Raw genomic sequence first — 20,004 nt, 5'->3', positions numbered from 1 at the left:
AAAGTAGGGATGAAGTATGTTAATGACTAGACCAAATTTAAAAGGAAGAAGTTTTCTAGCTGAAAAAGATTTTACACAAGAAGAATTGTTATATTTTCTAGATTTAGCAGCAGAATTAAAAGAGAAAAAGAAAAACGGTGTCCCACATCATTATTTAGAAGGTAAAAATGTAGCGCTATTATTTGAAAAAACCTCTACTCGTACGCGATGTGCATTTACAGTAGCATGTACAGATTTAGGTGCGAACCCTGAATATTTAGGGAAAGGTGATATTCAGCTTGGAAAAAAAGAATCCGTTGAGGATACAGCAAAAGTGTTAGGACGTATGTTTGACGGAATTGAGTTTCGTGGATTTAATCATGAAACTGTAGAATCTTTAGCACAAAATTCTGGTGTACCGGTTTGGAATGGATTAACAGATATGTGGCATCCAACACAAACACTTGCAGATTTATTAACAATTAGAGAACATGTAGGGAAATTAAAAAATGTGAAGCTCGTTTACGTTGGAGATGGACGAAATAATGTTGCTAATAGCTTACTAGTTGGTGGAGCGATTGTTGGATTGGATGTACGTATTTGTACACCGGAATCTTTATGGCCAGAGCAAGAAGTAATTGATTTAGCAAAAAAATATAATGAACAGGTAATGATAACAAGTAATGTGGAAGAAGCTGTTGCGAATGCAGATGTAATTTATACAGATGTATGGGTGTCTATGGGAGAAGAAGAAAAATTTGCTGAACGTGTCGAGTTATTGAAACCTTATCAAGTAAATATGAAAATGATTAAAGAAACAGGGAATGAAAACGTGATTTTCTTGCATTGTTTACCCGCATTCCATGATGTTGAAACGATGTATGGTGAGGAAGTTTATGAGAAATATGGGCTGAGAGAAATGGAGGTAACTGACGAAGTATTCCGCAGTAAACATTCAAAAGTATTTGATCAGGCTGAAAATAGAATGCATACAATTAAAGCGGTTATGGCAGCTACTTTAGGAAACATGGAGTAAAGAAGAAAGGGAGTCTTCCTTTCTTCTTTCTCCTCCTTTAGACACTATCATTCACTATTGCTTTCGTATTGTTATTGCAATTAAAGAGAGGTGAGTGGAATGGGTGAAGATAAGAAATTAGGGTTGTTTACATTAACGGCGCTTGTAGTGGGGTCTATGATTGGCGGTGGAGCATTTAATTTAGCAAGTGATATGGCAAAAGGTGCTGGTGCTGGAGCCATTATTATTGGTTGGGTTATAACAGGAATTGGTATGATTGCGCTTGGATTATCTTTTCAAAATCTAACTGTAAAACGGCCAGATTTAGATGGTGGTATTTTTAGTTATGCAAAAGCAGGATTTGGGAATTTTATGGGATTTAATAGTGCGTGGGGATATTGGCTATCTGCCTGGCTTGGTAATGTAGCTTACGGCACATTATTGTTTTCTTCATTAGGGTATTTCTTCCCAATCTTTGAGGGCGGTCAAAATGTAGCATCCATTATTGGTGCAAGCGTATTATTATGGTGTGTTCACATGTTAATTTTACGTGGAGTTCAATCAGCAGCACTTGTGAATTTAGTAACTACAATCGCAAAATTAGTACCTGTATTTGTATTTATTGTTATAGGAATCTTCGCGTTTCATATTGATACGTTCCTAGATGGATTTTGGGGACAAACTGGTTCTTTTTCATGGGGAGCAGTTGGCAGCCAAGTTAAAAGTACAATGCTTGTAACTTTATGGGTGTTCATTGGGGTAGAAGGGGCTGTTGTTTTATCAAGTCGAGCAAAAAATAGAAGTGATGTAGGGAAAGCAACGGTTATTGGCTTAATTGGTACACTCATCATTTACATTTTAATTACAGTACTGTCTCTTGGACTTATGCAGCAAGCAGATATTGCTAATTTAAAAAATCCGTCTATGGCTTATTTATTTGAAAGTGTTGTTGGAAAATGGGGTGCTATCTTTATTAATTTAGGTTTAGTTATCTCTGTATTAGGTGCTTGGTTAGGTTGGACTTTACTCGCATCTGAAATTCCGTATTTGGCGGCTAAAGACGGAGTATTTCCAAAATGGTTTGCAAAAGAAAATAAAAATAAAGCTCCAATAAATTCATTATGGATAACAAATGGCTTAATTCAAATGTTCTTATTAACATTCGTCGTTTCCGATCAGGCGTATAACTTTGCATTCTCATTAGCATCTTCAGCTATTTTAATCCCATATGCTTTTTCAGCATTTTATCAACTGAAGCATAGCTTAAAGTCTGAAGAAGCGGATCGAAATAAAAATATAATAATTGGTTTGATAGCAAGTATGTACGGTGTGTGGTTAGTTTATGCAGCTGGTTTAGAGTATTTATTATTAACAATGACTTTATATGCGCCAGGTATTTTTATTTTTTACAATGTTCAAAGGCAAAAGAGTTCGAAGCAAATATTTACTCGAGTGGAATTAGCATCATCGGTAGCAATTGGTGCTTTAGCATTCTTTGCGATTTATGGATTAATTACAGGCAATATTACTTTATAAAGCGTTGTGAAATCGAAATCAACTGGAGGGCTGAAATATGGCACGAAGAAAAATTGTAGTTGCACTAGGGGGAAATGCGATACAGTCTGGAAAAGCTACTGCGGGAGCACAGCAAGAAGCGTTAGAAAAAACAGCGGAACAACTTGTGAAAATAATGGAAAATGATGTAGATATAGTAATTGCGCATGGAAATGGTCCACAAGTGGGAAATATTTTATTACAGCAAAAAGCTGCAGAAACGGAAAAGACACCTGCAATGCCATTAGATACTTGTGGTGCAATGAGCCAAGGGATGATTGGATATTGGATGGAAAATGCGATTGAAAAGGCATTGAAAAAAAGGAATATAAAAAAAGACGTAGCAACGGTTATAACACGCGTTGTCGTGGATGAAAAAGATGAGGCATTTAAAAATCCAACTAAACCAATTGGTCCTTTTTATACAGAAGAAGAGGCCAGAAGATTAATGGAAGAAACAAAAGCAGTGTTTAAAGAAGATGCTGGCAGAGGGTGGAGACGTGTTGTTCCATCACCGAAGCCTGTAAGTATTCATGAACATAAAGTAATTAATTCTTTAGTTGAGGATGGAAATATAGTGATAGCTGTTGGTGGTGGTGGAATTCCAGTAATTGATTCTGAAGAAGGGTTAAAAGGAACTGAAGCGGTTATCGATAAAGATTTCGCTGCGCAGAAATTAGCTGAATTAGTAGATGCCGATACGCTCGTAATTTTAACTGCAGTTGATCATGTGTATGTAAATTATAATCAACTGAATCAAAAGAAATTAGAGCATGTCACAGTGAATCAATTAGAAGAATACATGGAAGAACAACAATTTGCTGCGGGAAGTATGCTTCCAAAAATTGAAGCTGCTATTAATTTTGTTAATACAAATCCAAAAAGAAAAACAATTATTACGTCTTTAGAAAAAGTATATGAAGCACTAGAAGAAAAAGCTGGTACTATTATTTCTAAACAGAATGTATGCATGTATGTTTAAATAATTATGTACGCTATTTATTAGTAAAAAAGAATGGAGTTAGTAACTTCATTCTTTTTATGTATTAATATTTTTTGTACTCATTGTTCATAAAGTTTTCATGATGAAATCTGAATATATAAGTTAGTTATGATAAAATTAAATTTGAATACGCTTTCTTGATTTTTCGCTCCAACATACAGCAAGAGAGAGGGAATCTTATGAATAGACGGAACGTAGTTAAAGATTTAAAGCAATTTGAATTATTTGCTCATTTAACAGAAAAGAAATTGAAAGGTTTGACGGAGTTTGTCTATTGGCGAACTTATAAAAAGGGTCAATTTTTATTTTTAGAAGGGGATTCAAGAGAAAGAATTTACTTCATGTTAGATGGTTTTGTAAAGTTAGAGCGGGTAAATCAAAGTGGAAATTTATTATATGATGACTATGTAAAGCGGTATTCTATTTTTCCTTATGGTGGTATGTTTACAGACAGAGGATATAACTATACGGCAGAAGCGATGACAGATGTAGAGGTATATTATATTCCGACAGTAATTTTTGAAGATATGGTGAAATCTAGTAGGACGCAATTAATGTACGTTGTTCAGCAATTATCATCAATATTAAAACTAAACGAAAATCGAGTGCAAAACATTACAATTCCTAATGCACAAGATCGAGTCATTCAAACATTAAATTATTTAATGCAAGATTTAGGAGAACAGAGTGGCGAAACGATTGTAATTTCCTGCCCACTTACAACAATTGAAATATCGAAAATATCTGGTACGTCTCGAGAGACGGTTAGCGGCGTATTAAAACAATTAAAAAACGATAGTATTGTTACGATTCTGGATAAGAAAATTACAATACATAATCCAACATATTTTGAGGAAGTCTCTATGTGAAAATTGCATATGGATTTTCTAATTCATACTATATATTAATAAAGTTCTTTATATATTTATAAGGAGCTTTTTTACGTTATCCTCTATAAAAAGATTGTATAGCATGGTAATAATAGCTAAAATCGATAATAAAAAAGTAAGGGGAAGGAGAGAAAGAATGGTCCGAATTGAGTATGATCGATTAGTAGCTATTTGTTACAGTATAGGGGTTTTGTTATTATTAAAAATTCCAAACGATAATGAATTAATTGGGGAAAAACTATTCAATTTCTTTAATGTTCCGGTATATACATATACTTATATGGATTATAAAGTCTCAAATATAGTAATCGTTTCTTTCATACTACATGTAATCGCATTTATATTATTTGTAAAATGGTTAGTAAAAAAGAAATCTAGTACATTTAGAACAATGAATAAGATAAAAGTAGTAGGCATTAGTATTTTGATTTTAATGATGCCGTTTATGCTAAATAACATCCTCCAGACATTGAATAAAACATGGTACTACGCAGGAAAAACAGGGGTAGAGGCGATAGAATATAAAAAAGAAGATAGTCAATGTAGAATGGAGAAGAATGAAGGGGATATTGAACAAAAGTGCATTGTTACTTTAAAAAATTATCGTAATCATTCACAAGCATTAAAAATTGTTTTATATGATAATGCAACAGAGACTTCCAAAAGTTATCCAGTACCGAAACCAGTCTATTTACAAAAACATGAGACAAAGCAATTGGAATTTCAAATTCCTGTTGCTTATAATAGCGGTATTGAAAAAGATAAAGTACCAAATATTAAATTACATTCATTGCATAAAAATGATGAGAAATACAATTAATCCGTAATTGAAAGTTTATGAGTAGGAGCAATAATTTGAAAAGATATAGAAAATTAACTTGAATCATCCAACATGCTGCGAGGTAACGGCATATTGGATGATTTTTTATTTTATCCCCTTTTTTACGTATGAAAAGGTGGGATACTTTGTTGAAAACGAAAAACATTGCAAGGATCATATATGGTTTTCACTTTACGTAATCTGTGAAAGTTAGAGCCATAGTAACTAGTTTGCCAATTTTTAATGTCGATATCGGGCCAATTGACATAATCACCTAGTGTATAAGGATCTAAGCTTTCTCTTAAATCTTTAACCCAGCGTATATTTCGATTTTCTTCATCATCGCATTTCCAAGAGGTAATGTATTCTTGCGCAATAATTGCTTTGCGATGGAAATAAGCTGTTTCAGTAGGCGAAATATTTTCCACAGCACCTACGAGCGATTGGTGCCAAATACTCGCATCTTTATTTGGTGCATGAGAAAGAAAATATTGCATAATCTGAATGCCTTTAAGAGGGATAGGTTTATATACGTAGGAACCGGAGCGCTTGAAGTTTTCAGGGATGTTACCACTGTTAAAAAATTCAACAGCCTTTATATAAGGAACTTCATCTATAAAGAGAGAGGGGGTACCGCTTTCAAGAAGTGGTGATAATAAGGAATGGAGTTCAGAGGGAGAGCCAACAAACTCACCTTGTGCTTCAATTTTATTTTGTTGCTTTGCGAATAATTCAATTGATGAAGTGAGACGTTCATCTATATAAGGCGCCCAGTTTTGCCAAGCTTGAAATGCAGCGATAAAATCTTCCCATTCCCATGTGATGGAGAAGATTGATACATTTTTTATAGGATGTACTCGAAAAGTTAAAGAAGTAACAATTCCGAAGTTTCCACCACCACCGCCGCGGCAAGCCCAAAACAAGTTAGGGTTTTCTTGTTCGTTTGCACGAATGATTTTTGCGCCCAATTTACCGCATGCTTGTACCATTTCAACTTCTACTAATTGATCACATGTTAATCCAAATAAGCGTGAAAGCATACCGATACCACCACCAAGTGTTAATCCAACAATTCCAACACTTGCACTTGTACCAGCCGGTATTGTAACACCATAATTCCAAAGTTCTTTATAAACCGTACCAAGATTTGCACCAGCTTCAATTGTTGCTGTTAATTTATTTGTATTAACAGTAATGCGATGCATTTCACTCACATCAATAATAAGTCCTCTATTTAAAAGAGAAAAATTTTCATAGCTATGACGTCCGCTTCTTAAGCGAAATGGTATATGACGTTCACGTGCCCATTTTAAGGCATTACACACATCATTTTTATTTTGGCAAAAAACAATAATACAAGGGAGTTTTGGAATACTTAAATTTAAATTCATTCGGGCTACGTCATAGTCAGGATCTGAGGGAACAACGATACGACCTGTTAATTTTGTTTGTTTCAATTTATCACTCCTTTCTAAAATAAGCAGTGCTTTTTATTAATATATGAAAAGCGTATGTAACGTGCGTGGACAAGAGCAGGTAAGAATGAGATTTACCTTTGTGAGAAATAAATAAAGTGAAGGCTAATAATCAGTGGGAGTTTTGTTCCTCCCCCACTGATTATTAGCCTTCACCAATCGGACTTTAACGGGCAGCCCGATCCCCACCGAACTTCTTTGCTTTCGCTGAATTTTGAGGTGGGGTTCTTACTGCTCGGCCAATAGCGGGATAAAGCATAAGAATAAGGAATCTACATAGAGTTCAATGAAAACAGTTGCAAACTATTCATATTTTGTTATGATAGTGTTACGAAAACGTTTGCATAAAATTTCCGATGGGATGCAAAAGGAGAGAATGACTATGAATAAGACATGGTGGAAAGAAGCAGTTGCTTATCAAATTTATCCACGAAGCTTTATGGATTCAAATGGTGATGGTATTGGAGATTTACAAGGTATTATTGCAAAGCTGGATTATTTAAAAGATTTAGGTATAGATGTAATTTGGATTTGTCCAATGTATAAGTCTCCCAATGATGATAATGGTTATGATATTAGTGATTATCAAGATATTATGGATGAGTTTGGTACAATGGCGGATTTTGATGCTTTATTAGATGAAGTTCATAAGCGTGACATGAAGCTTATTATTGATTTAGTTATTAATCATACGAGTGATGAACATCCATGGTTTATTGAATCTCGTTCATCTAAAGACAATCCGAAGCGTGATTGGTACATTTGGCATGATGGTAAAGATGGTGCGGAACCAAACAACTGGGAAAGTATTTTTAATGGTTCGGCATGGGAATATGATGAAGTAACAGAACAATATTATTTACATTTATTCTCACGTAAACAACCAGATTTAAACTGGGAGAATAAAGAAGTTCGTGAAGTGTTATACGATACAGTTAATTGGTGGCTTGATAAGGGAATTGATGGTTTCCGTGTTGATGCAATTAGCCATATTAAAAAAGAAGATGGCTTCAACGATATGCCAAATCCAAAAGAATTAAAGTATGTACCATCTTTTGATAAACATATGAATGTGGATGGTATTCAACCTTTATTAGAAGAGTTAAAAGAAAATACATTTTCTAAGTACGATATTATGACTGTTGGTGAAGCGAATGGCGTTAAGATTGAAGATGCTGAGCTTTGGGTTGGAGAAGAGCAAGGTAAATTCAATATGGTATTCCAGTTTGAACATTTAAGCTTATGGGATGCAGAAAAGAAGAAAGACCTTGATGTTGTAGGATTGAAAAAGGTATTAACGAAATGGCAAAAAGGATTAGAGAATAAAGGATGGAATGCTTTATATATCGAGAATCACGATAAGCCACGTATCGTTTCAACGTGGGGAGATGATAAACAATATTGGCGTGAAAGTGCAACAGCTCTAGGAGCGATGTATTTCTTTATGCACGGTACACCGTTTATTTATCAAGGACAAGAAATTGGTATGACAAATGTTCAGTTACCAAATATTGAAGATTACGATGATGTAGCAATTAAAAATTTATATCGAGAGAAAATTGCAGAAGGCGTATCACATCAAGATATGATGGAAATTATATGGGCTTCTTGCCGTGATAATTCACGTACACCTATGCAATGGAACGATGAGATGAATGCTGGTTTCACAACAAGTGCACCTTGGTTTGGCATGAATCCAAATTACAAAGAAATTAATGTTGAAAAGCAAAAAAATGACGAAAAGTCTATTTTCAATTTCTATAAGACAATGATTGCCTTGAAAAAAGAGCACGATGTATTGAATTATGGTACGTACGATTTACTTTTAGAGGACGATCCACAAATTTATGCATATACACGTACGTTACAGGATGAAAAAGTCATTGTAATTAGTAATATCTCAAAAGAGGAAGCTGTGTATAATGAGCCTTTATTCGCACTAGAACGCAAACGTTTGCTTTTAAATAACTATGAAGTTGCGGAACATGAACAATTAACTACAATCACGTTAAAACCTTATGAAACAAGGGTTTATCGCATTTCATAATACAAAAGGATGCTCCTTGAGCATCTTTTTTTATGAAAAAAAATAAATTTCTATTGCAATGTGAAAACGCTTTTATTAAAATAGATTTATGAAAACGGTTGCGTAACGAAAAAGATAAAGCAATATGAGGAATCGTTTTCATAAGAGAAACAGAAATTATAATTTAAATCATTATGTTGTTATAAATAAAGGGGAGGAAGAACAGATGAAAATTACGTCTTTTGATTTTTGGCAAAAGTTCGGGAAAGCATTATTAGTTGTTGTAGCTGTAATGCCAGCAGCTGGTTTAATGATTTCCATCGGTAAGCTAATTGGAATGTCTGCTGGGGATATTAACGCAGTTCATACTATTGCTCGTGTAATGGAAGACATCGGTTGGGCAATTATTACAAATTTACACATTTTATTTGCAGTAGCAATTGGGGGATCTTGGGCGAAGGATCGCGCAGGTGGTGCATTTGCAGCACTATTAGCATTCGTCTTAACAAATCGAATTACAGGAGCAATATTTGGCGTAAACGCTCAAATGTTAGCGGATTCAAAAGCGACAGTTTCTTCAGTATTAGCAGGAGATTTAGTTGTAAAAGATTACTTTACTTCTGTACTTGGTGCACCAGCATTAAACATGGGAGTTTTCGTAGGGATTATCACAGGTTTCTTAGGAGCTACTTTATATAACAAATACTATAACTATAATAAACTGCCACAGGCATTAGCATTCTTTAATGGAAAACGATTCGTACCATTCGTTGTAATTGTTTGGTCTACAGTCACTGCGATTGTATTATCACTTTTATGGCCATTTATCCAAAGTGGATTAAATGAATTTGGTCGCTGGATTGCAGCATCTAAAGATAGTGCGCCAGTTGTTGCGCCATTTGTATATGGAACGTTAGAACGTTTATTATTACCATTCGGATTACATCATATGTTAACGATTCCGATGAATTACACAGAGCTAGGCGGAACATATACGATGTTAACTGGCTCAAAAGTTGGACAAATTGTAGCAGGACAAGATCCATTATGGCTTGCATGGATTACAGACTTAAATAATTTATTAGCAAGTGGAGATACGAAAGCATATAACGATTTATTAAATAACGTTGTACCAGCTCGTTTCAAAGCTGGACAAGTTATCGGCTCAACAGCAGCGTTAATGGGGATTGCTTTTGCGATGTTCCGTAATGTTGATAAAGAAAAACGTGCAAAATATAAACCAATGTTCTTATCAGCAGCATTAGCAGTATTTTTAACAGGTGTAACAGAACCAATTGAATTCATGTTCATGTTTATTGCACCAGTACTATATGTTGTATATGCTATTACAACAGGACTTGCATTTGCATTAGCAGATTTAATCAACTTACGTGTTCACGCATTTGGATTTATTGAGTTAATTACTCGTACACCGATGATGGTTAATGCAGGACTAACAAGAGATTTAATCAATTTCGTTATCGTTTCATTAGTATTCTTCGGTCTTAACTTTACATTATTCAATTTCTTAATTAAAAAGTTCAATTTACCAACACCAGGACGTGCAGGTAACTATATTGATAATGAAGATGAGTCATCAGAAGGAACAGGAAATGTACAAGATGGTTCATTAGCAACAAAAGTTATTGATTTATTAGGTGGAAAAGAAAATATTGCTGACGTAGATGCTTGTATGACGCGTTTACGTGTAACAGTAAAAGATTTAGATGTTGTTGCACCAGAAGCGCAGTGGAAACAAAATGGTGCTTTAGGACTAATCGTAAAAGATAAAGGTGTACAAGCAGTATATGGTCCGAAAGCTGACGTATTAAAGTCAGACATTCAAGATATGTTAGGTGCGTAATAATATGAAATTGCTAACTTTAAACTGTCACTCTTGGCAAGAAGAGAATCAAATGGAAAAGATAAAATATCTTGCTAAAGTCATTCAAGAAGAAGAATACGATGTCATCGCATTGCAAGAAGTCAGTCAGTCGATACAAGCTGAAAATGTATGCGGTAACAAGAAAAAAGATAATTTTGGACTTTTACTATTAGAAGAGTTAAAAGCGTTACATGTAAAAGATTACAATATTACTTGGGATTTCTCTCATATTGGTTATGATGTGTATGAAGAAGGATTAGCGATTCTAACGAAACATAATGTTATAAAAGAAGATATGTTTTTTGTATCAGAAAATAAGGATACAACGTATTGGAAAACACGCAAAATTGTAAGTGCAACAATTGCTTATAATGGTAAGGATATAACGTTTTATTCTTGTCATCTAGGTTGGTGGAATGATGAAGAAGAATCATTCCAAGGTCAAGTCGATCGTTTGATGGAGCGTGTAGATAGCAATGAACTTTCCTTCTTAATGGGGGATTTTAATAATAATGCTCGTTTGCAGGGTGAAGGTTATGAATATTTGATGCAAAAAGGTTTGTACGACACATACGAACTAGCGATAGAGAAGGATGAAGGAACAACTGTCCAAGGCGAGATTGCTGGTTGGGATGAAAATAAACATAATTTGCGAATCGATTTAATAGTGTGTAACCAAAGTAAAAAAGTTCGTTCTTCAAAAGTTATTTTTAATGGTACAAATCGAAATGTAATTTCAGATCATTTCGGTGTAGAGGTTCAATTAGATATATAATAGAAGAAATCCTCACAGATGATGAAAAGCTGTGAGGATTTTTTTTAGGAATACAAGTATTTCCAAGAGAAAATACTTGTATTTTTTATGACATTTCCTATATATTTGTTATTATTGAATGTAAAACTAATTTGGTCATTTTGTATGCATACTTTTTTTACTTCGTTATATAATGAAGTAAGTGAAATATTTAATGGAAAAAATAGTGTATTTTCGTTTAATCCACGATGTAGAAAGTGATATAATTGCAAAATGTATGTATCATTTTCTAAAGAAGGAAAAATATATAATTAGGTGATAACTTCTATGAAACAAATTTGGCGTATTTATAAGACAGATTTACGGAATGTAGCTAAACATTGGGCTGCAATTGTTATTGTTTTAGGGTTAATGATTTTACCATCGTTATATGCATGGTTTAACATTAAAGCTTCTTGGGATCCATATGGAAATACAAAAGAGGTTCCCATTGCAGTTTCTAACCAAGATGCAGGCTCTAATTTAAGAGGGAAAGATATCAATATCGGGAAAGAGATTGTAGATTCTCTTAAGAAAAACAAAAACCTTGGTTGGAAATTTGTAGATGAAAAACAGGCAATTTACGGAGTTGAGCGTGGGGATTATTATGCGAGCATTACGATTCCGAAAGACTTCTCTGAAAAAATTGCAACTGTTCTGGATGAAAATCCAAAGAAACCAGAACTGGATTACTATGTAAATGAAAAAGTAAATGCGATTGCACCGAAAATTACAGCAAAAGGTGCATCAGGTATTACAGAAGAAATTAGTAAAAACTTTGTTAAAACAGCAAACGGTGAGATTTTTAAAATTTTCAATGACCTTGGAATCGATTTAGAAACAAACTTACCAAGCATCGAGAAAGTAAAAGATCTTGTATTTAAGTTAGAAGCGCAGTTCCCAGAAATGAATACACTGATGGATAAGGCGTTAGATGATGCGACTCGAGCAGAGGATATTGTGAAAGTGGCACAGAAAGATTTACCTGTTGTTGAGAGTGTCATAAATGATGGACAGGAAGCATTGGCGAATTTAGATAAGTTCTTTGCAAGACAAGATCAAACATTAAAAAATGCTCCAGGGAAGATAAGAAATGATTTAGTAGTAGCACAAGGTGTTATGGATAGTGCAGCTGCATTTACCGACTTTTTAATGAATCCAGGTGTTGATTTAAACATTCCTGATTTCTCTGGAATGAATGGACTACCTGAATTCCCTGCAAGACCGGACCTTTCTAAGTTGAATAGTGATGGTTATAAGGGGATAGCACAAAATATTAATCAAACAGTAAATAATGTTTTAAGCTCATCACGTGCAGGAACAGCTTATGGGAAAAGTGTGGTAAATGGATTGCAAAGTGGTCAGTTTGATCCAGAGCAAGCAAAGAAAGATTTAAATGCAGTATCAGATCAACTGCAAGCTCGTACAGAAAATATTTCATATCTTATTAATATATTTACTGAACTTCAAAACTCAGCCACGACTGATTTTGGAAAAAGCTTTTTCCAAGGGCGAGTGGATCGCTTAACTAAGCTTAAAGGTAGTATGGAAAATGCAAATAACGGCATTAAAGATATTGTAAGTGTTATCGGTACAGGACAAGAAGTAAAGAAAGATGTAACAGATGTAGCAAATCAAAAGTTAGATGCAGCAAATGCATTAATTGATCAAGCGGAAAAAGATTACAATGAAACATTTGTAGCAGATTATAAAAAAGCAGTTAGCACAGTAGATCAAGCTAAAGCAGATGCGAATGAAATATATGATAATGCAAAAGCGGATTATGAGAAAGCAAAGAATAGTCTTGAAAGTACTAAATCTAGTGTTCAAAAAGCATTAGAGGATGTACAAAATAGGGGTATTAATGGTTTAGAAGGTTCGAAGGAAGCCTTAAAAAGTTTAAATGGTCAATTCCAAGCTGGAATCGGTTTAATTGATGATATGATTCCTGTTCTAGAAAGCACAAATAAGGTTTTAGCAGATGTAAATAGTGATAAAAACCTTAATAATGGAATTGCGAAATTAAATAAAGCGAAAAGTAGTCTGCAAAAAGGTGTAGAGGCAACAAATAAGGGAATTACACTTCTTAACAATGGCCAGAAACCTACAAAAGATGTAATTGAAAGCATTAATAACGCTGCGAAGGGCGGATCAGCTCAATTAACAGATGTATTATCGACCTATGATTCAGAAATTGTACCTAATTTCAATGCAGCAATTGCTCGTACAAAAGAGATGTCGAAAAATACAACTCAAATTTTAAATGATGCAGACAAAAAGCTTCCAGATGTTAAAAAATTACTAGAAGATTCATCAAAAGGCCTAGTAGACGGTAGAAAGAAATTGGCAGATATTAAAGCTGACATGCCGGAAACTGAGAAAAAGGTTAAAGAATTAGCAAATAAAATTCGTGATTTTGAATCTGAAGAGGATATAAAAGACATCATACGCTTATTGAAAAACGATGTTGAAAAGCAAAGTGATTACTTTGCGAATCCAGTAAATTTAAAAGAGAATAAATTATTTGCGATGCCGAACTACGGTTCAGCGATGTCACCATTCTATACAGTGCTTGCATTATGGGTAGGCGCATTATTAATGGTTTCATTATTAACAGTAGAAGTACATGAAGAGGGCGCAAATTATAAGAGCCATGAAGTTTACTTCGGACGTTTATTAACATTCTTAACGATAGGTCTTTCACAAGCGTTTATCGTATCAATGGGAGATATATTCTTACTCGGTACGTACGTAGTCGATAAATTCTGGTTTGTGTTATTTAGTTTATTTATTGGTGGAGTCTTCGTTTGTATCGTATACTCACTCGTTTCTATTTTCGGAAACGTTGGGAAATCGATGGCGATCATTTTACTTGTACTGCAAGTAGCAGGATCGGGCGGAACATTCCCAATTCAAATGACACCGGCGTTCTTCCAAGCACTTTATCCGTTCTTACCATTCACATACGCAATTAGTGCAATTCGTGAAACAGTGGGTGGAATGCTTTGGGATATCGTAACAAGAGATTTACTTGTACTAAGTGTTTTCGTAGTAGTTATGATTGTTGCTGCATTATTACTGAAAACACCAATTAATAAATCAAGTGAAAAATTCGTTGAGAATGCAAAAGGGAGTAAAATCATTCACTAAAAAAGGTTCCTACCGATAGAGGTAGGAACCTTTTTTGTTTAATCAAATTTTAATTTCTTTAATGCTTCTGCGAACGGGTTATTTAATGGTTCTTCTTCTTTGTTCTGTTGTTTCAAATATTTTTGAACGTCACGCTTATCAGCTTTGTTTCCAGATTCTTTTTTACGTCTCTCCTGGAATGTCGATAATTTTTCGCGATAGCCACATTTACATGCAAAGATTTGACCTTCACCTTCACCACGTAGTTCTAGTTTCTTCTTACATTGTGGACAACGAGCGTTTGTTGTGCGAGATACATTTTTACGATGACCACATTCACGGTCTTGGCATACGAGCATTTTTCCTTTTTTGCCGTTTACTTCTAGCATCGGTTTACCACAGTCTGGACAAGACTTTGTTGAAATGTTGTCATGTTTATATTTTTTATCGCTCGATTTAATTTCAGAAACAATTTCTTTCGTATAGTTCTTCATTTCAGAAATGAAGACTTCTTTTTTCAGTTTACCTTTTGCGATAGCCTCAAGTTTTTGTTCCCATTCACCAGTTAGTGTAGGAGATTTTAACTCTTCTGGTACTAAATCAAGTAACTGACGGCCTTTTGATGTAATGTGAATATCTTTACCACGCTTTTCAAGTAAAAATGAATTGAAGAGTTTGTCGATAATATCTGCACGTGTCGCTACAGTGCCTAATCCACCAGTCGATTTTAACGTATCAGCAAGTTGTTTATTTTGCGTATCCATATATTTTGTAGGATTCTCCATTGCTGAAAGTAAAGTCGCTTCATTAAATCGTGCAGGTGGCTTTGTTTGACCTGATGTTTGCATAATTAACTTTACAGCTAATGTATCACCTTTTTCAATGTGAGGTAGAAGCTGCTCTTTTACGTCATCAGTTACATCATCGTCTTCAAAGCGATTTTCGTATACTTCTTTCCAACCAGCGTGTAAAACCGTTTTTCCGCGTGCAATGAACGTTTCATTACCAACTTTTGTGCGTAACGTTAGTTGCTCGTATTCGAATGCTGGGAATAAAACAGCTAAGAAACGTTTCACAACTAAATCATAAATTTTACGCTCTTTATCTGTAAAGGATGAGAAGTTAACGTATCCTTCTGTTGGAATAATTGCGTGATGATCGCTTACTTTACTATCATCAACAAATGATTTATTAGGCTTAATTGGCTTTTGTAGTACTTTATGTGCTAACGGACGATATTCCCCGACACCGCACGCTTTTAGACGCTCTGGAAGTGTTCCAACGATATCAGATGAAATGTAGCGTGAATCTGTACGAGGATACGTCAACACTTTATGTTGTTCATATAATTTCTGCATAATGTTTAATGTTTCTTTAGCAGAGTAACCAAACTTTTTATTTGCATCACGTTGTAATTCAGTTAAATCGTAAAGGCCAGGAGAGAATGACTTCTTCTGTTTTTTATCAATTTCCACAACAGTGGCATTTTGTTTATCTAGATTTTTTACAATACCATCAATTTTTTCTTTAATAAAACCACGGCTATTACCGTTTGCATCTTGCCAAGTTAGTTTTAACTTATCAGTTGTTAGGGCTTCGATACCATAGTAAGTTTGAGCCTTAAAGTTCTTTATTTCATCTTCACGACTAGCGATCATAGCGACAGTAGGCGTTTGTACACGACCGCAATTTAGTTGAGCGTTAAAGCGAGTTGTTAAAGCCCGAGTCGCGTTAAGGCCGATATACCAGTCAGCTTCTGAACGTGCAACTGCTGAAGCGTATAAATTGTCATATGCCTTACCTGGTTTTAAATTTGCAAAACCATCTTTAATTGCTTTATCGGTTACAGAAGAAATCCATAAACGTTTAATTGGTTTATTGAGCTTAACTTTATCGATAATCCAGCGTGCGACTAATTCGCCTTCACGACCTGCGTCTGTAGCGACAATAATTTCATTTACATCTTTTCTAAGTAGCTGGCTTTTCACAGCATTAAACTGTTTACCAGTTTGTTTAATAACCGTTAATTTCAAACGCTCCGGTAGCATCGGTAAGTCTTCTAAATTCCACTTTTTATATTTCACATCATAGCTTTCTGGATCTGCTAATGTAACGAGATGACCTAAAGCCCAAGTTACAATATATTTACTACCTTCAAGATATCCGTTTCCTTTTTTATCACACTTCAGTACACGAGCAATATCTCGCGCAACGGAAGGTTTTTCAGCGATTACAACGCTTTTTGACATATTAAAAACATCCTTTCAAATTTCCATAAGTTAAATATAGCATACATTTTCTTGAGATTCAGTTTCGCTCGAGGTTTGAGCTATTTTAGTGGAATGAACAAAACTCCCACTGATTAAAGTTTCACTTTATACGGAAAAGTAAAGAACTTGTTATTTTACTAGAATAAGAGTAGACTTTGAAGTAGATGAATAAGAAACACATGGGAGTTTGTGGATGCAAACTGAGAGTATGACTAATCCGTCATTGACCATTTGAACCTGTTGGATAATGCCAGCGTAGGGAGAGTGTAAAAGCACATGTTCAGGCACTTTGCATACGCGCAAAGTGCCTTTTTGTGTATCTCCCATCATTATAGTTAGGAGATGAAAAGGATGAATATGAAAGAAATTAGCAAAGTAGTGGATTTAGTGAGGGAATCTAATCCGCTCGTTCATAATATTACAAATGTTGTTGTAACGAACTTTACAGCGAACGGTTTGTTAGCACTAGGGGCATCGCCTGTAATGGCGTATGCAAAAGAAGAAGTAGCAGAAATGGCTAGCATTGCGGGAGCGTTAGTATTAAATATGGGAACACTTCGTCCCGAGGAAGTAGAAGCGATGTTACTTGCTGGTAAGTCGGCTAATACGAATGATGTACCAGTATTGTTTGATCCTGTTGGCGCAGGAGCAACATCGTATCGAACAGAAGTTGCGAGACATATTCCAGCTGAAATAGATCTAGCGATAATTCGTGGGAATGCAGCTGAAGTAGCTAACGTTATTAATGAGAGATGGGAAATTAAAGGGGTAGACGCTGGTACTGGAAATGGCAATGTTGTAAATATTGCAAAACAGGCAGCAGAGGAATTGAATACAGTTGCGGTCATTACTGGAAAAGAAGATGTCGTTACAGATGGAGAGCGAACGATTCTTATTCGAAACGGTCACTCTATTTTAACAAAGGTTACTGGAACGGGTTGTTTACTAACTTCTGTAATAGGAGCATTTGTTGCGGTAGAAAAAGATTATGTAAAGGCAGCAGTAGCAGCAGTAACATTTTATGGTGTAGCTGCGGAACTAGCAGCTGCTAAGACGGTAGAAAAAGGGCCTGGTAGTTTCCAAATTGAATTTTTAAATCAATTAGCGAATACAACTTCAGGTGATATTGAGAAGTATGGGAAGATTGAGGAGTTAGAGCAAGGGGGATGAAACACATGATGCGCATTGAAACCAAGAAAATGTCTAACCTATTACAAGTGTATTTTATTATGGGAAGCAATAATTGCACGAAGGATCCGTTAGCTATATTGAAAGAAGCGTTAGACGGTGGAGTGACACTTTTTCAATTTCGTGAAAAGGGAGAAGGGACTTTAACTGGAGAGGATAGAGTGCGTTTTGCAAAGAAATTGCAGGCGCTTTGCAAGGAATATGGTGTTCCTTTCATTGTAAATGATGATGTAGAATTGGCCGTTGAATTAGATGCAGATGGTGTTCATGTAGGACAAGATGATGAAGGGATTACATCTGTTCGTGAAAAGATGGGAGATAAAATTATCGGTGTATCTACACATACAATTGAAGAAGCAAAATGGGCGATTGAAAACGGAGCTGATTATTTAGGAGTTGGCCCTATTTTCCCAACGAGTACGAAAAAAGATACGAAAGCTGTTCAAGGAACGAAAGGTTTAGCTCATTTTAGAGAACAAGGAATTACAGTCCCGATTGTTGGTATCGGTGGGATTACAATTGAAAATACTGCTGCCGTTATAGAAGCGGGTGCTGATGGTGTTTCAGTTATTTCTGCAATTAGTCTAGCGGATTCTGCGTATGAAAGTACGAAGCGATTAGCTGGGGAAGTAAATAAGTGTTTGTAGATAAAAGACCACGTAGTATGAAAATACTACGTGGTCTTTTATCGTATAAAACAAAATATGCCGCCTAAACTAGTATGTATAAACATATATTGTTTCGGAGGCGAAGGCATGATTGTATTTCAGGATATTATAGCTGCTTATGAGAAAATGAAGGGCATTGTACATATGACCCCATTAGATTATTCAAGTACATTTAGTGAGTTATCACAGAATGAAGTGTATTTAAAGCTGGAGAATTTACAAAAGACAGGCTCTTTTAAAGTACGTGGTTCTTATAATAAAATGGTTTCTCTTGAGAAAGGTGATTTAGAAAATGGTGTTGTTGCGGCATCTGCTGGAAATCATGCGCAAGGAGTCGCTTATTCTAGTAATATGCTTAGTATTCCTTGTACGATTGTGATGCCAAAAGGTGCTCCGTTAAGTAAGGTGCTTGCGACAAAAAGGTACGGTGCACATGTAGAATTACAAGGTGATGTATTTGATGATGCATTAGCTTATGCACTAGATTTAAAAGAGAAGACAGGAGCGAAATTTGTACATCCATTTGATGATGAAGCAGTAATTGCTGGTCAAGGTACAGTCGGTCTGGAAATATTACAACAGCTGGAAGATGTAGAGGCTGTTATTTGTCCTATTGGAGGTGGAGGACTAATTGCAGGAGTTGCGATGGCAATTAAAGAACAAAAGCCATCAGTGAAAATATATGGGGTGCAGACACTTGCTTGTCCGGGAATGAAACAGTCACTTGAGGAAAAGAAGGTAATAACAGTAGAGTCGACGCCAACTATGGCGGATGGAATCGCGGTTAAAAGGCCAGGTGATTTGACTTTTGAACTTGTACAACGTTATGTGGATGATGTGTTTTGTGTAGATGAAATGGAAATTGCACGAACGATGTTAATGCTTCTTGAACGGAACAAATTGTTGGTTGAAGGGTCTGGTGCGAGCTCATTAGCTTCTTTGCTTTATCACAAAGTCCCAATAAAAGAAAAAAAGGTCGTATCCGTACTAAGTGGTGGAAATGTCGATGTAAACTTTATTTCGCGTATTATTGAGCATGGAATGGTTGAAGCAGGACGCTTCATTCACATCGCGACAATGATTAAAGATAAGCCAGGCTATTTGCATCATTTGCTCGAGATTGTAACAAATTTTGAAGCGAATGTACTAAATATACATTTAGAACGGATTGGTACAAAGGTATTTCCAGGATATGCGCAATTGCACTTGTCATTAGAAACGAAAGATAGAAATCATATTGAAGAAATATTGAGTGGTTTAAAAAAGAAAGGGTATGTTGTAGAAGTTATTGATTGAAAAAATTAAACAA

14 protein-coding genes and 1 riboswitch are annotated in these 20,004 nt (G+C 35.2%); of the genes, 12 read left to right on the top strand and 2 right to left on the bottom strand.

What is annotated here, in order from left to right; genetic code table 11:
• Positions 1–16: 16 nt before the first annotated feature.
• The 5 genes from argF (at position 17) to JDS92_RS16820 (ending at position 5,261) form a co-directional block, all read left to right on the top strand.
• A complete protein-coding gene (gene argF, locus JDS92_RS16840) occupies positions 17–1,015 on the top strand; it encodes an ornithine carbamoyltransferase (protein WP_098063912.1) in 999 nt (332 codons plus the stop codon).
• 99 nt (positions 1,016–1,114) lie between these two features.
• A complete protein-coding gene (gene arcD / locus JDS92_RS16835) occupies positions 1,115–2,530 on the top strand; it encodes an arginine-ornithine antiporter (RefSeq protein ID WP_097958241.1) in 1,416 nt (471 codons plus the stop codon).
• 37 nt (positions 2,531–2,567) lie between these two features.
• The gene (gene arcC / locus JDS92_RS16830; RefSeq protein WP_000113957.1) at positions 2,568–3,530 is read left to right on the top strand and encodes a carbamate kinase; all 963 of its coding nucleotides are present in this window, start codon (positions 2,568–2,570) and stop codon (positions 3,528–3,530) included.
• A gap of 200 nt (positions 3,531–3,730) precedes the next feature.
• Positions 3,731–4,420, top strand: coding sequence for a Crp/Fnr family transcriptional regulator (locus JDS92_RS16825; RefSeq protein ID WP_001081910.1), 690 nt, complete (start codon positions 3,731–3,733; stop codon positions 4,418–4,420).
• Positions 4,421–4,577: 157 nt separating this feature from the next.
• Positions 4,578–5,261: an ABC transporter permease gene (locus tag JDS92_RS16820; RefSeq protein WP_199632185.1), complete on the top strand. Its 684-nt coding sequence runs from the start codon at positions 4,578–4,580 to the stop codon at positions 5,259–5,261.
• 122 nt (positions 5,262–5,383) lie between these two features.
• Here the strand turns inward: JDS92_RS16820 and JDS92_RS16815 are convergent, their stop codons facing one another.
• Positions 5,384–6,718: an FAD-binding oxidoreductase gene (locus JDS92_RS16815; RefSeq protein ID WP_199632184.1), complete on the bottom strand. Its 1,335-nt coding sequence runs from the start codon at positions 6,716–6,718 to the stop codon at positions 5,384–5,386.
• A gap of 400 nt (positions 6,719–7,118) precedes the next feature.
• Between JDS92_RS16815 and JDS92_RS16810 the strand changes: the two genes are divergently transcribed.
• The 4 genes from JDS92_RS16810 (at position 7,119) to JDS92_RS16795 (ending at position 14,590) form a co-directional block, all read left to right on the top strand.
• Positions 7,119–8,783 carry a glycoside hydrolase family 13 protein gene (locus JDS92_RS16810; RefSeq protein WP_016107445.1) on the top strand — a complete coding sequence of 555 codons (1,665 nt, stop codon included), beginning with the start codon at positions 7,119–7,121 and terminating at the stop codon, positions 8,781–8,783.
• Positions 8,784–8,988: 205 nt separating this feature from the next.
• Positions 8,989–10,626, top strand: a complete 1,638-nt coding sequence (locus JDS92_RS16805; protein ID WP_000705554.1) for a PTS transporter subunit IIBC — start codon at positions 8,989–8,991, stop codon at positions 10,624–10,626.
• A gap of 4 nt (positions 10,627–10,630) precedes the next feature.
• Positions 10,631–11,422: an endonuclease/exonuclease/phosphatase family protein gene (locus JDS92_RS16800; protein ID WP_199632183.1), complete on the top strand. Its 792-nt coding sequence runs from the start codon at positions 10,631–10,633 to the stop codon at positions 11,420–11,422.
• A 306-nt stretch (positions 11,423–11,728) separates the two neighbouring features.
• The gene (locus tag JDS92_RS16795) at positions 11,729–14,590 is read left to right on the top strand and encodes a YhgE/Pip domain-containing protein (RefSeq protein WP_098711083.1); all 2,862 of its coding nucleotides are present in this window, start codon (positions 11,729–11,731) and stop codon (positions 14,588–14,590) included.
• Between the two features lie 38 nt (positions 14,591–14,628).
• Here JDS92_RS16795 and topB read toward each other — a convergent pair whose 3' ends face one another.
• Entirely contained in the window at positions 14,629–16,818 is a 2,190-nt protein-coding gene (topB, locus tag JDS92_RS16790; protein WP_098711084.1) for a DNA topoisomerase III, read from the bottom strand.
• 190 nt (positions 16,819–17,008) lie between these two features.
• Positions 17,009–17,118: riboswitch (TPP riboswitch) on the top strand.
• 72 nt (positions 17,119–17,190) lie between these two features.
• On the opposite strand from topB, the gene thiM reads away from it, so the two are divergent.
• From thiM to ilvA, 3 genes are all read left to right on the top strand, one after another.
• Complete coding sequence (gene thiM, locus JDS92_RS16785) at positions 17,191–18,009, top strand: hydroxyethylthiazole kinase (RefSeq protein ID WP_098711085.1); 819 nt, start codon at positions 17,191–17,193, stop codon at positions 18,007–18,009.
• A 5-nt stretch (positions 18,010–18,014) separates the two neighbouring features.
• The gene (thiE, locus tag JDS92_RS16780; RefSeq protein ID WP_098139536.1) at positions 18,015–18,674 is read left to right on the top strand and encodes a thiamine phosphate synthase; all 660 of its coding nucleotides are present in this window, start codon (positions 18,015–18,017) and stop codon (positions 18,672–18,674) included.
• A gap of 108 nt (positions 18,675–18,782) precedes the next feature.
• Positions 18,783–19,991: a threonine ammonia-lyase gene (gene ilvA / locus JDS92_RS16775; RefSeq protein WP_000634742.1), complete on the top strand. Its 1,209-nt coding sequence runs from the start codon at positions 18,783–18,785 to the stop codon at positions 19,989–19,991.
• The last annotated feature ends 13 nt before the right edge of the window (positions 19,992–20,004 follow it).

This window comes from Bacillus cereus group sp. N12 (assembly GCF_016483575.1).
GTDB classification, from domain to species: domain Bacteria; phylum Bacillota; class Bacilli; order Bacillales; family Bacillaceae_G; genus Bacillus_A; species Bacillus_A toyonensis.
This window is presented reverse-complemented; position numbering and strand designations above follow the sequence as displayed.

What these genes read in the sequence shown, in the direction of transcription:
- argF (WP_098063912.1), top strand. Translation starts at nt 17, where the DNA reads ATGTTAATGACTAGACCAAATTTAAAAGGAAGAAGTTTTCTAGCTGAA.
- arcD (WP_097958241.1), top strand. Translation starts at nt 1,115, where the DNA reads ATGGGTGAAGATAAGAAATTAGGGTTGTTTACATTAACGGCGCTTGTA.
- arcC (WP_000113957.1), top strand. Translation starts at nt 2,568, where the DNA reads ATGGCACGAAGAAAAATTGTAGTTGCACTAGGGGGAAATGCGATACAG.
- JDS92_RS16825 (WP_001081910.1), top strand. Translation starts at nt 3,731, where the DNA reads ATGAATAGACGGAACGTAGTTAAAGATTTAAAGCAATTTGAATTATTT.
- JDS92_RS16820 (WP_199632185.1), top strand. Translation starts at nt 4,578, where the DNA reads ATGGTCCGAATTGAGTATGATCGATTAGTAGCTATTTGTTACAGTATA.
- JDS92_RS16810 (WP_016107445.1), top strand. Translation starts at nt 7,119, where the DNA reads ATGAATAAGACATGGTGGAAAGAAGCAGTTGCTTATCAAATTTATCCA.
- JDS92_RS16805 (WP_000705554.1), top strand. Translation starts at nt 8,989, where the DNA reads ATGAAAATTACGTCTTTTGATTTTTGGCAAAAGTTCGGGAAAGCATTA.
- JDS92_RS16800 (WP_199632183.1), top strand. Translation starts at nt 10,631, where the DNA reads ATGAAATTGCTAACTTTAAACTGTCACTCTTGGCAAGAAGAGAATCAA.
- JDS92_RS16795 (WP_098711083.1), top strand. Translation starts at nt 11,729, where the DNA reads ATGAAACAAATTTGGCGTATTTATAAGACAGATTTACGGAATGTAGCT.
- topB (WP_098711084.1), bottom strand. Translation starts at nt 16,818, where the DNA reads ATGTCAAAAAGCGTTGTAATCGCTGAAAAACCTTCCGTTGCGCGAGAT.
- thiM (WP_098711085.1), top strand. Translation starts at nt 17,191, where the DNA reads ATGAATATGAAAGAAATTAGCAAAGTAGTGGATTTAGTGAGGGAATCT.
- thiE (WP_098139536.1), top strand. Translation starts at nt 18,015, where the DNA reads ATGATGCGCATTGAAACCAAGAAAATGTCTAACCTATTACAAGTGTAT.
- ilvA (WP_000634742.1), top strand. Translation starts at nt 18,783, where the DNA reads ATGATTGTATTTCAGGATATTATAGCTGCTTATGAGAAAATGAAGGGC.